The sequence below is a fragment of the Solibacillus sp. FSL R5-0449 genome (assembly GCF_037975215.1).
In the GTDB taxonomy this organism is placed as follows: domain Bacteria; phylum Bacillota; class Bacilli; order Bacillales_A; family Planococcaceae; genus Solibacillus.
The window spans coordinates 2176241-2189462 of record NZ_CP150239.1 but is presented as its reverse complement, the minus strand read 5'-3'; the positions used below and the strand labels follow the sequence as shown (position 1 = coordinate 2189462).

Genomic DNA, 13222 nt, shown 5'->3' with positions numbered 1-13222 from the left:
AACGGCTTTGGGAAAAATTCAAATAATGGATGAGTGGCTATCGAATAAAATTGCAGCCGGTGAAGTAGTAGAACGCCCTTCATCTGTTGTAAAAGAGCTAGTAGAAAATGCAATCGATGCAGGCAGTACGTCAATCGAAATTTTCCTGGAAGAAGCTGGCCTTCAATCGATACAAGTCATTGACAACGGAAGTGGTATGGACGAAGAGGACGCACTTAAATCCTTTTCACGCCACGCCACATCAAAAATAGAAAAAGAACAGGATCTGTTCCGGATTCGAACACTTGGTTTCCGTGGTGAAGCATTGGCATCGATTGCTTCGGTTTCCAAGTTAACTTTACGTACATCGGACGGGAATGGAGGTGTGCACCTGTATATGGAAGGCGGTCATTTGAAGGAACATCAGCCGACCGCCCTACGCAGGGGGACTGATATTACGGTTGCCCAGCTGTTCTTCAATACACCGGCGCGCCTAAAATATTTAAAAACGATTCAGACCGAGCTTGGACACACAATCGATTTTGTGAACCGGATTGCACTTGGCTATCCAACAATTGCGGTTAAACTTGTGCATAATGGGCAAACATTATTGCAAACGAACGGGCGCGGTCAGGTCCAGCAAGTTTTGGCAGCTATTTACGGTGCCCATAATGCGAAGAAAATGCTGCCATTTGAAGGTCAAAATCAAGATTATAAAATTCAAGGTTATGCAAGCTTGCCTGAGGTGACGCGTGCTTCGAAAAACTATATGTCGCTGTTCGTCAATGGACGCTGGGTCAAACATTTCGTGATTCAGAAGGCGATTACAGATGCATACCATACGTATTTACCGATTGAGCGATATCCGATCGTACTTTTGTATGTTGAGGGTGATCCGCAATTAACCGATGTCAATGTGCATCCGGCGAAACATCAGGTGCGCTTAAGTAAAGAACCGGAACTGCTGAAGCTTATTGAAGATACGATCCGTACTGCGATCCGCGATGTGATCCGCATACCACTCGCTGAAAAAAAAGAAAAGCCGGTTCGAACACCGACAGAGCAGATGAATATTTGGAATCCTGCCCCGGCATCCTCACAGCAGCCGACATTCAATGAAGATAAGCTGTCGACTATTGTTGAGCGATTATCAAGTGAAGCTTCTGTTGTAAAAGAGCCGTATGCTCCGGTTCCGACTTCGACTAAACAACAACCGGCCGTAGAGATTGATTCAACATCTATAACGGAAAGCGGTGAACAGCATAATCGGTCCGATTTCAATGAGCTTCCATCTGTTGAAGAGGAAATCTATCAACCTTATCCGGAAGAAACACCAATCGAAGAAACCGAATCAAAAAAGCATTTCCCACAAGTTGAAATTGTCGGTCAGATTCACGGAACGTATATTGTAGCCCAAATGGAAGACGGATTTTATTTAATTGACCAGCATGCAGCCCAGGAGCGGATCAAGTATGAGTATTTCCGGGATAAAGTCGGAGAAGTGAATGCAAACGAACGTCAGACACTCCTTATGCCGTTAACATTCCATTATGCTGCAGATGAAGCATTGCGTCTGATGGAATCGAAGGAAGCACTAGAAGAAGTAGGAGTTTTCTTGGAAGAATTCGGGCTTTCTTCATTTGTTGTACGGGAATATCCAACATGGTTCCCGAAAGGCGAGGAACAGGAAATTATCGAGGAATTAATCGAACAAGTGTTAAGTGCAAGGAAAACGGATATAAAGAAATTACGGGAAGATGCGGCGATTATGATGAGCTGCAAAAAATCGATTAAAGCGAACCACTATTTAAACAAAGAACAGATGGAAAGGCTGATCAATGATTTACGAAATGCGGACAATCCGTTTACATGTCCGCATGGAAGACCTGTACTCATTCATTTCACGTCTTATGAAGTGGAGAAAATGTTTAAACGCGTAATGTAATTCATACACAAGGGGATGGTTTTATGGAGCAAAGGTCATTTTTTGTCACCATGTCAGACGGGCATGAGATTTTCGTCCGTACGTATGCACCGAGTAAAAAGCGTATTGGACATATTCATATTTTGCACGGGATGTCGGAACATAGCGGGCGTTATGAAAATTTCGCTGAAAAGCTTTGTGACGAAGGATACTTTGTAACTGCTCATGATCATCGGGGACATGGTTTTACAGCGCAAAAAAACGGCATGTTCGGTTATTTCGGACCTGAAAAGGGTTTTGAACGTGTTGTAGAGGATGTTGTAGAAGTGCTCTCCTATTTAAAGAAAGAAACAACAGAGCAGCCTATTTTATTCGCTCACAGTATGGGCTCGTTCATAGCCCGCCGTTTTATTCAACAATATAGCGATAAAATTGAACGGTTGATTTTATCGGGAACGGGATCGCCGACATTGCTTCATAAGGCAGGACATATTATCGCGAAGCAGCTGGTAAATATGCAGGGGGCACAAATACAGAGTGATCTTATGAATGATCTTAGTTTCAGCAGTTTTAATCGAAAAATTAAGAATGCGAAAACAAACTTCGACTGGCTTACTACCGATGAAGAAGAGGTACAAAAATATATTGCCGATCCATTTTGCGGTGTAATCCCGACGAATCAATTTTTCGTTGATTTAACGGGAGGCATGCTGAAGATGGAAGATGAACAGGCTAATGCGCGTATCCGGTCTGACTTAAAAATACTCGTGGCAAACGGGACATACGATCCGATTGCAGGTCCTGAAGCAGAAGGAGCGTTTCGAGTCGGAAAACTGTTTGCACAGGCAGGTGTAGAGCATGTGAAGGTGCATATATTTGAGGGGATGCGCCATGAGATCCTTAATGAAAAAAAGAAGGAAATAGTAAAAGAAATAATTGTACGGTGGTTAAAAGATGAATAATAAAATCGATGTCGTGGCCATTATCGGTCCTACAGCATCCGGAAAAACAGCGCTAAGTATCCGCTTGGCAAAAGAGATTGACGGTGAAATTATAAACGGGGATTCCATGCAGATCTATCGCCATATGGATATCGGAACGGCCAAAATTACCGAAGCCGAAATGGAAGGTGTGCCGCATCACTTACTCGATATTAAAGAACCGACGGAAGGATTTTCCGTTGCGGAATATCAGCAGCTTGTTCGCGGTAAAATTGAAGAGATCCAAGCCCGAGGAAAAATGCCGATCATTGTCGGAGGAACGGGGCTATACGTACAATCTGTCCTGTATGATTTTCAGTTTGCCAAACAGGAAGTGGATGAAGCAGCACGCGAAAACTATTATAAAGAACTTGAAGAACTAGGTCCTGAAGCGATGCATGCAAAACTCGTGCAATTGGACCCGGCTGCTGCCGCATCCATCCATCCGAATAATACAAGACGTGTTATTCGGGCACTGGAAATGGTAGAACTGGGAGGAGTTTCTCGAGCGGAAGAGCAATTCAACCGGGGAGATATTCCGTTATATAACCATTTTATTATCGGGTTGGATATGGATCGTGAAAAGTTATATGAAAGAATTAACTTACGTGTGGATCTGATGATGGAAGCAGGTCTTGTTGAAGAAGTACGGGCATTATATGATGCGGGAATACGTGATGTTCAGGCGATTAAAGCAATCGGCTATAAAGAATTGTACGCGCATTTCGATGGACTTATTTCACTTGATGAAGCAGTGGAGCAGATTAAACAAAACTCCAGACGCTATGCGAAGCGCCAGCTTACCTATTTCCGAAACAAAATGGATATTGCGTGGATCGGAAATGATTGGAATAAAATAAAAAGTTTGTTTGAAACTCATTAAAAATAAAGGGAAATTTTGTCCGCATAACGAATAGGTAACTATTGCATGTATTTTATGGTAAGGGAGATTGAACAACGATGAAATCGATTAATTTGCAAGATACTTTTTTAAACAATTTACGTAAAAATAATGTTTTTGTAACGGTATTTTTGTTAAACGGCTTCCAATTAAAAGGACTTATAAAATCATATGATAATTTTACCGTACTATTGGAATCGGAAGGCAAACAGCAGCTTATCTATAAGCATGCAATTTCTACTTTTGTCCCGTCCAAAAATGTAGCATTATCGGAAGAAGAGTAACGCCACAGCCAAACTTGTAGCGAATTTTGGTTTGATTGATTATAATGACTAAGACGCTATAAGTATTGGAGGATTTTTGATGAAAACGATGACAACAGATGAACTGATCAACTTACTCGATGCAAATGAAGATTTAAATGTAATCGATGTTCGTGAAGATTTTGAAGTGGAACACGGAATGATTCCAGGTGCTGTACATATTCCACTTGGCTCAATCCCTGAACGTACTAATGAACTGGACAATTCAAAATCCTATATTGTCGTATGTAAAGGCGGCGTACGCAGTGCGAATGCATGCGAATATCTGGCAGAGCAAGGTTTTGATGTAACGAATTTAGATGGCGGAATGATGGCCTATGATGGAGAATTAGAATTTAAATAATTTTCAAGAGAAAGGGAGTGTCGGTTGATTCGACACTCCCTAAATTTATGCTACTTTGTATAATGAATTTTTTTCGATGGCAGGCTCCAGCCTTTTGTATAGGAATATATGCGCAAAATAGTAATGATAACAAATAATATATATAAAAACAGATCGGCCGAAAAAATTTTAAGGCCGATTAAAAATCCTGCACTGGCCGCCCATACCCCATAAATTTCGTGCCGTAATATAATAGGTCTTCTGCCGGCAAGCAAATCTCGAACAACCCCTCCTCCGGCACCTGTCAACACTGCTGCAACAATGACAGCCACAATCGGTAAATCCTGATGTACCGCATGCATGGCCCCTTGAATGGCGAAGGCGGATAGGCCGATTGCATCGGTCACATTTCCCCAACGATTCCAATGTTTAATTAGATGATGCGGAATTAAAAAGAAAATCGTAATTGCCAAAAGAGCAATTTGAAACAAAAACTCCTGGTTCCATAATGTCGATACCGGAAGACCAATCAAAATATTTCGAATGGCACCACCCCCAAAAGCTGTGACAATCCCTAATATGTACACCCCAAATAAATCGTACTCTTCTTCCATTGCCACAATGGCCCCGGAAACGGCAAAGGCAATTGTTCCGATCAAACTAAATACTTCCCAAGCCATAAACATCTCTCCCTTAATGTCCTTTCGACCATGACAATAGCAGTTTTTCAAACATTCGTCAAAACTATTTTTTTTCATGTATAATGGATACAGTTTGAACAGAATGGAGTAGTAAAAATGGCATTTCAATCAATATTAACAGCTGAAACATTAACACTTGCAGCAAAAGTGGAAGAAAAAGTCCGCACTTATCATCAGGAAGTGGATGAACGTGCGTTTTATAATCAGCAAAAGGTACTGGCAGCTTTTCGTGAAAATCAAGTAAGTGACTTTCATCTGCATCCTTCAACAGGATATGGCTATGATGATGAAGGCCGTGATAATTTAGAGCGTGTCTATGCGCAAACTTTCGGGGCAGAGGCAGCGATTGTACGTCCCCAAATTATTTCTGGGACACATGCAATTACATTAAGTTTATTTGGTGTATTGCGTCCTGGTGATGAATTGGTCTATATTACAGGCAAGCCATATGACACACTTCAGTCGATCGTTGACGGGGGCGAAAAAGATACAGGTTCTTTAAAGGACTATAAAATCGGCTATTCCCATGTAGATTTAATCGATAACAAGGAAATTGATTGGGAAGGTGTAAAACAGGCAGTAAACGAAAACACGAAAATGATTGCGATTCAGCGTTCAAAGGGTTACGCAACGCGTCCATCATTTACGGTCGAACAAATTGCTGAAATGGTTGTAAAAATACGGGTGATCGCACCGGACGCTGTGATTTTTGTCGATAACTGCTATGGTGAATTTGTAGAGTTGCTTGAGCCGACAGAAGTTGGGGTAGACTTGATGGCTGGTTCATTAATCAAAAATCCGGGTGGGGGCTTTGCTAAAATTGGCGGATACATTGCAGGTCGCGCGGATTTAGTGGAAAAATGTGCCTATCGTATGACATCACCGGGAATCGGTGCAGAAGCAGGGGCTTCGTTAAATACGTTGGCAGATTTTTACCAGGGCTTCTTCATGGCACCACATATCGTAGCACAAAGTTTAAAGGGTGCAATTTTTACATCGGCAATGCTTGAAGAAATCGGTATGACGACATCGCCGCATTACACTGATGTCCGTACAGATCTTATTCAATCGGTCTCATTCCAAACGGCGGAACAAATGGTAGCATTTTGTCGAGAAATCCAAGCTGCTTCACCTATTAACGCCCACTTTGCGCCTGAGCCTGCCTATATGCCGGGTTATGAAGATGATGTCATTATGGCGGCAGGTACGTTTGTCCAAGGTTCAAGTATCGAATTAACAGCAGACGGTCCAATTCGACCGCCATTTACAGCATTCATCCAAGGTGGCTTAACATATGAACATGTAAAATATGCCATTTGTACTGCGGTCCAAAAACTTAAATAATATATTAGGAATCGTCCTTTCATTGGACGATTTTTTATTGTGCATAAAATTCGCTTTATTCTGTCAACTATTTGCTCATTTACAAAATTAATGTGAGTTTTTCTGACATACATTTGACATTGTTAATAACAAGTCGTAATATAACTTTAAGGGAGGTGAATTAAATTGAGTAGTGAAATTCGACGTTCAATGCCACTATTATCGATAAGTATCGTCATGCAATTAACGGATCTGACAGCAAGACAAATCCGTTATTATGAAGAGCATGATTTAATTCAGCCGCACCGGACAGAAGGAAATCGACGCATGTTTTCTTTAAATGATGTCGATACTTTACTGGAAATCAAAGATATGCTTGAACAGGGCATTAATATGGCAGGGATCAAAAAAGTTTTTGCTTTGAAAAATGACCCTGCAGCTCAAAAAGCAAATAATGATATTTCAGATTCGGAATTACGCAAAATTTTACGTGAAGAAATGCGTCAGGCACAACGCATGCAAAAAACATCGTTACGCCAAGGGGATTTATCGCGCTTTTATCAATAGCGCGTAAATTATAAAAGATCGAGTAAAATCGGTACTGAACAAATTTAGGAGTGTGGAATTTAGTGGGCAAATATACAAAAGACGATATTAAACGTCTAGTAGAAGAAGAACAAGTAAAATTCATCCGTTTACAGTTTACAGATATTTTAGGAACAATAAAAAACGTAGAAATTCCTGTGAGCCAACTAGATAAAGCATTGGACAATAAAATGATGTTTGATGGTTCATCAATCGAAGGTTTTGTGCGTATTGAAGAATCAGATATGTACTTATATCCGGATTATGATTCATTCATGGTCTTCCCATGGACAGCTGAAAAAGGGAAAGTAGCACGTTTCATCTGTGATATTTACAACCCGGACGGCACACCATTTGCTGGCGATCCACGTAACAACCTGAAACGTGTATTAAAGGAAATGAAAGAGCTAGGATTCACGGATTTCAACTTAGGGCCAGAACCGGAGTTTTTCTTATTTAAACTGGACGCTAAAGGCGAACCAAGCTTGGAAGTAAATGACCACGGCGGTTATTTCGACTTGGCACCGACAGATTTAGGTGAAAACTGCCGTCGCGATATCGTATTGGAACTAGAGGAAATGGGCTTTGAAATTGAAGCATCTCACCATGAGGTAGCACCAGGACAACATGAAATTGACTTTAAATATGCGGATGCAATTACAGCTTGTGATAATATCCAAACATTTAAATTAGTTGTTAAAACAATTGCACGTAAACACGGTTTACATGCAACATTCATGCCAAAACCTTTATTCGGTGAAGCCGGATCAGGAATGCACTTCAACGTTTCATTGTTTAATGGAAAAGAAAATGCCTTCTTTGATGAATCTACTGAATTGGGTCTATCTGAAACAGCGATGCAATTCATGGCAGGTATACTTGACCATGTTCAAGGTTTTACGGCAATTACAAACCCGACAGTAAACTCTTATAAACGTTTAGTACCAGGTTATGAAGCACCATGTTACGTAGCATGGTCTGCACAAAACCGTTCACCATTAATCCGTATCCCTTCTTCTCGCGGCATTTCAACACGTGTAGAAGTTCGTTCGGTCGATCCATCAGCAAATCCATATTTGGCGATGGCTGTAATTTTAGAGGCTGGTCTTGAAGGAATTCGCAAAAAATCAACACCACCACCAGCAATCAACCGCAACATTTATGTGATGAGTGAAGAAGAGCGTAAAGCAAACGGCATCGATAACTTGCCTGCAGCTTTAGACGACGCTTTAAACTTACTTGCAAAAGATGAAGTTGTTCAACGAGCATTAGGCAACCACATCTATGCTAACTTTAAAGAAGCGAAAGAAATTGAGTTCGACATGTACCGTTCAACTGTCCATCAGTGGGAACGCGACCAATATATGAAAATGTACTAAGAAGAAAGCGCTGGAGCAAAAACTCCGGCGCTTTTTTGCGTAGTATGATGTTGAGGTCTGTTTCACATAATGAATGACAAAGAAACCGGCAATAACATGCCGGTTCTAAACTTTTTTATTTATTGCCGTTTTGGAATTTGTTCTTACCAAATTGTCCCGATGCTTGTTGTTTTTTAGCTTCGGCCTGCTGGTTTTGCTGTTTCACTTGGTTAACATCTGTTTCCATGCCGAACTCAGCGCCCATTGAAGAAAGCTTCTTCTGTAAACCGCTGTTTGCGAACAAACCGGAAGCTTGTTGCTTTTTGGCTTCAGCCTGCTGGTTTTGCTGCTTCACTTTGTTTACGTTAGTCTCCATCCCGAATTCAGCATTCAAGGAACTTGATTGCTTTTGTAAAGCGCTGTTAGCAAATAAACCAGAAGATTGTTGCTTTTTAGCTTCAGCTTTTTGGTTTTGCTGCTTTACTTGATTAACGTCCGTTTCCATACCGAATTCGACGTTTTTATTATTGATGTTGTTTTTATTTTTTGACATCAATATCACCTCCTGAAATTATTCTGTTCAGAGGTTGTTTTATTATGCGGTTAAATAATTTGCCAATTTTTAAAAAGGAGATTGAATCTTGCCTATTGGTGCTGTATATATTAACCAAATACTGTTTAAAATAGAATAGGAATCAACTGTACTGATTATTGAGAAGAACGTTATGTATGACGGACGATTACATCATATAATAGTAAGTGACAAATAATTTTACTAATGTAAGAGGAGGAAATTATGGAACTCGATACAATGATGCAAGAGTTAGAGGCTCTTGGAAAAGAACGTACGAAAAAGATCTATATGTCCAATGGAGCAAAGGAGCCGTTGTTCGGTGTAACGATCGGCTCAATGAAACCGTTCGTAAAACAAATAAAAATAGATCAGGACCTGGCTGAAAAACTCTATGCCACAGGCAACTATGATGCAATGTATTTTGCAGGTATCATTGCAGATCCGAAAGCGATGACTGAGGAAGATTATGAACGCTGGATAAAGCAGGCCTATTTCTATATGATTTCTGATTATGTAGTTGCCGTAACATTGGCGGAATCCGATATTGCGCAAGAAGTAAGCGATAAATGGATTGGCAGTGGTGAAGATCTGAAAATGTCGGCGGGTTGGCATTGTTACTGCTGGCTGTTAGGCAATCGTAAAGACGAGGAATTTTCAAAGGAAAAGTTAATGGGTATGCTTGTGTATGTAAAACAAAATATCCATAAGGCACCTCAACGCACTCAAGTGGCGATGAACAATTTTGTCATGACGGTTGGTGTTTCATTTAAACCTTTACATGAAGAAGCCATGCAAATTGCAAACGAAATCGGTCCAATTGAAACGAAACGTGAAGGGAAAAAACCGGGTCTGCTCCATGCTTATGCGGAAATTGAAAAGCAGGTGGAAAAAGGGCGGATCGGTTTTAAACGCAAATATGTACGTTGTTAATTGTAAAGAGTTATACCTTGTTTTTTCACAATAAAATTGTATAAACTAAAATCAGAAAATTTCAAGGAGGCTTATTACATGAAAAAAAGTATTGCTATCGATATGGACCAGGTGCTAGCTGACTTTTATTCGAAATTACGTGTTACATATAACGAAAATTTCGGAACAAATTTTACAGATGAAGAGTTTCTTCGGACAACTCAGCGTGATTTGCCTCGAGAAGATGCGAAAAAATTGTTTGCTTTATTAAATGAGCCGGACTATTTCAGGGATTTAAAAGTGTTGGATGAAGACGCAATTGAAGTTATTCAAGATCTGCAGGAGCATTATGAAATTTTTATTGCGACAGCTGCTATGGATGTACCGGGATCATTTACAGCGAAATACGAGTGGTTAATGGAGCATTTACCTTTTATTAAAACACAGAATATTGTATTTTGCGGTAATAAGGCGGTTATACATACCGATTATTTAATTGATGACAGTCCGCGTCAGCTAACGGCATTCAACGGAACGGGGATTTTATATTCGATGCCGTACAATCGCTCAGAAGAAGGCTTTATGCGTGTCCATAACTGGAAAGAAATAAAAGAATACTTTATAAAACAAATGGAAATTGTTTGAAAATCAAAGGGTTGCGAAGATGCAATCCTTTTTTATTTTTGTAGTCATTTAGTATAACGAAATAGTATAATTTAAATTATTGGAATTATCTATAAATTTTAAGGAGATAGAAATAATGAAACCGATGATTGGATTAACAATGTATGATTTTGACAAGAAATTGGATATTAACAATGCGTATTTGACTTCAATTGAACAGGCGGGAGGTATTCCCATCTGTATTCCGAATGCTACAGAAGAAAACGTGGATGCATTATTAAATATAATCGATGGCCTTGTTTTAATCGGGGGAGCCGATATCGACCCATTGCTGTTTAATGAAGAACCGCACCGCCATATTGGAAGTGTTGTAAGAAAACGAGATGACAGCGATCTTTTATTAATGAATGAGGCCTATAAAAGACAAATGCCTATTCTAGGAATTTGCCGCGGACAACAGATTATGAATGTAGCATTTGGGGGGACGATTATTCAGGATATCCCATCCCAAGTGGAGAATACAATTTTACATAAACAACCTTCAAAGCGCGGGGAATTGGCACATACGGTTGAAGTAAAGACATCCAAATTCAAAGAAATTTTTAAAGAGGACTCATTCCGTGTCAATACCTTTCACCATCAATCGGTCGGAAAGCTTGGGGAAGGGCTCGTCATTTCGGCTGTTGCGAAAGACGGGATCATAGAAGGGATAGAACATGCATCACATCCGTATTGTGTCGCGGTACAATGGCATCCGGAAGAGTTGGCTCCAATTGGAGACGTTTATGCACAGCGCTTATTTAATGGCTTTGTAGAAGCATGCAATAAATAATGGAAAGCTCAGTCGTCAACGGCTGGGCTTTTTAGTTTGAAAATAAAAAACTTGCCGATTCTATTAGAATGGCAAGTTTATAATTAATGGATATTTCGATAGAGGCCGACTACTTTACCTAAAATAGAAACCTGGTTGACAATGATCGGTTCCATTGAGCTATTCTCAGGCTGTAGACGGAAATGAGTTTTTTCTTTGTAAAAGCGCTTGACTGTCGCTTCATCGTCTTCCGTCATAGCTACAACAATCTCTCCATTGTTCGCAGTCGACGTTTTTTTAACGATGACATAATCCCCATTTAAAATACCGGCTTCAATCATGGATTCTCCCATAATTTCAAGCATAAACAATTCCTCTTCCGGTGAGCCGTAAGCATCAGGTAACGGGAAATATTCCTGAATATCCTCGATTGCAGAAATAGGCAGACCAGCTGTAACTTTACCGATTAACGGAACATGAATGACGCCTTGTTTCGCGATGTTCATCTCTTCCTGGTCCAATATTTCAATGGCACGCGGCTTAGTAGGATCACGGCGGATAAGCCCTTTACTTTCTAAACGAGCTAAATGCCCGTGGACAGTTGAACTGGAAGCTAAACCGACTGCTTCTCCAATTTCGCGAACTGATGGCGGATAGCCTTTAGCACGAACTTCCTCTTTTATAAAAGTTAGAATAGCTTGCTGCCGTTTTGAAATTTTTTGTGTCAACTAACTCACCTCTTTATCATGCTATTTTTCTTAAGGTAAGTATAGCAGTATGCGAACATGAATGCAAACATAAGTTCGAAAAAACGGTTGACAAAAACATATGTTCGTATTATTATGAGAACAAACATTCCGAACATACATTCGAAAGAGGGTTTTTCTAATGAAAAAAGGTAAATTAAATGGCTTCACATCAATGTTTCTACTATTCTCTGTACTCATGATGGTTTTATTCATGATGCAGGATGATAAAATTGAATTATACGAACACGTAAGCATAGAACATGGTGATACTTTATGGTCGTTGGCAGAACAATATCGTGGTAAAATGGCTAAGCATGATTGGATCAATGAAGTAAAAAAGGAAAATGGAATGCTGGATGAAAAAGTTGTTTTAGGACAAGTATTGGTTGTACCTGTAGAAAAAAATTCACAATACATTGCTCAGCTGAATGAATCCTCCGATATGCAAACGATTAAAGTGGCGAGAGGGAACAATGATAAAAACTAAAGCAGTAATATATTGCCGTGTCAGCACGGATAAAAATACACAAGAAACATCACTAGTACGTCAGCAGGAGGAGCTGACAAAATACGCAAAAACATTCGGCTATAAAGATGTGGAGATTTTCAATGATCAGCATAGCGGCTATGATGTTGATCGAGACGGATTGCTAGATATGCTTGACTATATGAAAGAGTACGGCATTAAAGCACTATTTGTACAGGACGAAACACGTTTAGGGCGCGGGAATGCCCGGATGGCGGTTCTTCATCTATTGCAAAAATATGAAGCGACAGTATATACATTAAATGATGCAGGCCCTGTCGTATTAAACGAAATGGATACAATGCTGCTCGAAATTTTAGCGATTGTCGAAGAGTATCAGCGTCGTATGCATAATGCGAAAATTCGCCGGGGAATGCGCCGTGCTGTAGAAAATGGTTACCAGCCGCAAAACAATTTGAAAAACCGTGGCAATATTGAAGGACGTGAACGAAAAGAAGTGCCTGTCGAAGAAATTGTTCAGCTACGCCAGAAAGGGTTAACTTTTGCTGAAATTGCTACGACTTTGTCAGGTTTGGGCATTTCTATCAGTAAAGCGACTGTACATAGAAGATATATTGAATATATGGAGCGACTTGAAGAGTAAACACTTGTTTTCAAGTCGTTTTTTTTATA

At 40.1% G+C, this 13222-nt stretch carries 16 protein-coding genes; 13 read left to right on the top strand and 3 right to left on the bottom strand.

Translation table 11 applies throughout. The features are described from left to right. Positions 1–7 precede the first annotated feature (7 nt). The 5 genes from mutL to MKY27_RS10930 all read left to right on the top strand — a co-directional run bounded on the left by mutL (position 8) and on the right by MKY27_RS10930 (position 4450). Positions 8–1924 (top strand): DNA mismatch repair endonuclease MutL, encoded by a 1917-nt coding sequence (gene mutL, locus MKY27_RS10950; RefSeq protein WP_339195066.1) that lies wholly within the window; start codon positions 8–10, stop codon positions 1922–1924. A gap of 23 nt (positions 1925–1947) precedes the next feature. Next, positions 1948–2865 (top strand): alpha/beta fold hydrolase, encoded by a 918-nt coding sequence (locus tag MKY27_RS10945; RefSeq protein WP_339195064.1) that lies wholly within the window; start codon positions 1948–1950, stop codon positions 2863–2865. Then, positions 2858–3766, top strand: a complete 909-nt coding sequence (gene miaA, locus MKY27_RS10940) for a tRNA (adenosine(37)-N6)-dimethylallyltransferase MiaA (RefSeq protein ID WP_339195062.1) — start codon at positions 2858–2860, stop codon at positions 3764–3766. The genes MKY27_RS10945 and miaA overlap by 8 nt, the downstream gene beginning before the upstream one ends. A gap of 77 nt (positions 3767–3843) precedes the next feature. Then, complete coding sequence (gene hfq / locus MKY27_RS10935) at positions 3844–4068, top strand: RNA chaperone Hfq (RefSeq protein ID WP_079527893.1); 225 nt, start codon at positions 3844–3846, stop codon at positions 4066–4068. Between the two features lie 79 nt (positions 4069–4147). Continuing rightward, positions 4148–4450, top strand: a complete 303-nt coding sequence (locus tag MKY27_RS10930) for a rhodanese-like domain-containing protein (RefSeq protein WP_014823385.1) — start codon at positions 4148–4150, stop codon at positions 4448–4450. A 50-nt stretch (positions 4451–4500) separates the two neighbouring features. Here MKY27_RS10930 and MKY27_RS10925 read toward each other — a convergent pair whose 3' ends face one another. Continuing rightward, positions 4501–5109, bottom strand: a complete 609-nt coding sequence (locus MKY27_RS10925; RefSeq protein ID WP_339195060.1) for a trimeric intracellular cation channel family protein — start codon at positions 5107–5109, stop codon at positions 4501–4503. Positions 5110–5226: 117 nt separating this feature from the next. Between MKY27_RS10925 and MKY27_RS10920 the strand changes: the two genes are divergently transcribed. From MKY27_RS10920 to glnA, 3 genes are all read left to right on the top strand, one after another. Then, complete coding sequence (locus MKY27_RS10920) at positions 5227–6474, top strand: methionine gamma-lyase family protein (protein ID WP_339172032.1); 1248 nt, start codon at positions 5227–5229, stop codon at positions 6472–6474. A 165-nt stretch (positions 6475–6639) separates the two neighbouring features. Continuing rightward, positions 6640–7020 (top strand): MerR family transcriptional regulator, encoded by a 381-nt coding sequence (locus MKY27_RS10915; RefSeq protein ID WP_339172029.1) that lies wholly within the window; start codon positions 6640–6642, stop codon positions 7018–7020. A gap of 62 nt (positions 7021–7082) precedes the next feature. Further along, positions 7083–8417, top strand: coding sequence for a type I glutamate--ammonia ligase (gene glnA / locus MKY27_RS10910; protein ID WP_339172026.1), 1335 nt, complete (start codon positions 7083–7085; stop codon positions 8415–8417). A gap of 115 nt (positions 8418–8532) precedes the next feature. Here glnA and MKY27_RS10905 read toward each other — a convergent pair whose 3' ends face one another. Further along, positions 8533–8949 (bottom strand): gamma-type small acid-soluble spore protein, encoded by a 417-nt coding sequence (locus MKY27_RS10905; RefSeq protein ID WP_339195057.1) that lies wholly within the window; start codon positions 8947–8949, stop codon positions 8533–8535. Positions 8950–9192: 243 nt separating this feature from the next. On the opposite strand from MKY27_RS10905, the gene MKY27_RS10900 reads away from it, so the two are divergent. The 3 genes from MKY27_RS10900 to MKY27_RS10890 all read left to right on the top strand — a co-directional run bounded on the left by MKY27_RS10900 (position 9193) and on the right by MKY27_RS10890 (position 11335). Further along, positions 9193–9900 carry a DNA alkylation repair protein gene (locus MKY27_RS10900; protein WP_339172021.1) on the top strand — a complete coding sequence of 236 codons (708 nt, stop codon included), beginning with the start codon at positions 9193–9195 and terminating at the stop codon, positions 9898–9900. Positions 9901–9978: 78 nt separating this feature from the next. Further along, positions 9979–10524 (top strand): 5'-3'-deoxyribonucleotidase, encoded by a 546-nt coding sequence (locus MKY27_RS10895; RefSeq protein WP_339195055.1) that lies wholly within the window; start codon positions 9979–9981, stop codon positions 10522–10524. A 115-nt stretch (positions 10525–10639) separates the two neighbouring features. Continuing rightward, on the top strand, positions 10640–11335 hold the full coding sequence (locus tag MKY27_RS10890) for a gamma-glutamyl-gamma-aminobutyrate hydrolase family protein (protein WP_339195053.1): 696 nt from the start codon (positions 10640–10642) through the stop codon (positions 11333–11335). 83 nt (positions 11336–11418) lie between these two features. Here MKY27_RS10890 and lexA read toward each other — a convergent pair whose 3' ends face one another. Next, positions 11419–12042 carry a transcriptional repressor LexA gene (gene lexA, locus MKY27_RS10885; protein ID WP_079527874.1) on the bottom strand — a complete coding sequence of 208 codons (624 nt, stop codon included), beginning with the start codon at positions 12040–12042 and terminating at the stop codon, positions 11419–11421. A gap of 160 nt (positions 12043–12202) precedes the next feature. On the opposite strand from lexA, the gene MKY27_RS10880 reads away from it, so the two are divergent. Both MKY27_RS10880 and MKY27_RS10875 read left to right on the top strand, forming a co-directional pair. Next, positions 12203–12550, top strand: coding sequence for a LysM peptidoglycan-binding domain-containing protein (locus MKY27_RS10880; protein WP_339172013.1), 348 nt, complete (start codon positions 12203–12205; stop codon positions 12548–12550). Then, a complete protein-coding gene (locus MKY27_RS10875; RefSeq protein ID WP_339172010.1) occupies positions 12537–13193 on the top strand; it encodes a recombinase family protein in 657 nt (218 codons plus the stop codon). Before MKY27_RS10880 ends, MKY27_RS10875 begins: the two co-directional genes overlap by 14 nt. The last annotated feature ends 29 nt before the right edge of the window (positions 13194–13222 follow it).

Bases quoted from the DNA above. Each gene is read 5' to 3' on its own strand.
- MKY27_RS10945 (WP_339195064.1), top strand. From the start codon at position 1,948: ATGGAGCAAAGGTCATTTTTTGTCACCATGTCAGACGGGCATGAGATT.
- miaA (WP_339195062.1), top strand. From the start codon at position 2,858: ATGAATAATAAAATCGATGTCGTGGCCATTATCGGTCCTACAGCATCC.
- hfq (WP_079527893.1), top strand. From the start codon at position 3,844: ATGAAATCGATTAATTTGCAAGATACTTTTTTAAACAATTTACGTAAA.
- MKY27_RS10930 (WP_014823385.1), top strand. From the start codon at position 4,148: ATGAAAACGATGACAACAGATGAACTGATCAACTTACTCGATGCAAAT.
- MKY27_RS10925 (WP_339195060.1), bottom strand. From the start codon at position 5,109: ATGGCTTGGGAAGTATTTAGTTTGATCGGAACAATTGCCTTTGCCGTT.
- MKY27_RS10920 (WP_339172032.1), top strand. From the start codon at position 5,227: ATGGCATTTCAATCAATATTAACAGCTGAAACATTAACACTTGCAGCA.
- MKY27_RS10905 (WP_339195057.1), bottom strand. From the start codon at position 8,949: ATGTCAAAAAATAAAAACAACATCAATAATAAAAACGTCGAATTCGGT.
- MKY27_RS10900 (WP_339172021.1), top strand. From the start codon at position 9,193: ATGGAACTCGATACAATGATGCAAGAGTTAGAGGCTCTTGGAAAAGAA.
- MKY27_RS10895 (WP_339195055.1), top strand. From the start codon at position 9,979: ATGAAAAAAAGTATTGCTATCGATATGGACCAGGTGCTAGCTGACTTT.
- MKY27_RS10890 (WP_339195053.1), top strand. From the start codon at position 10,640: ATGAAACCGATGATTGGATTAACAATGTATGATTTTGACAAGAAATTG.
- MKY27_RS10880 (WP_339172013.1), top strand. From the start codon at position 12,203: ATGAAAAAAGGTAAATTAAATGGCTTCACATCAATGTTTCTACTATTC.
- MKY27_RS10875 (WP_339172010.1), top strand. From the start codon at position 12,537: ATGATAAAAACTAAAGCAGTAATATATTGCCGTGTCAGCACGGATAAA.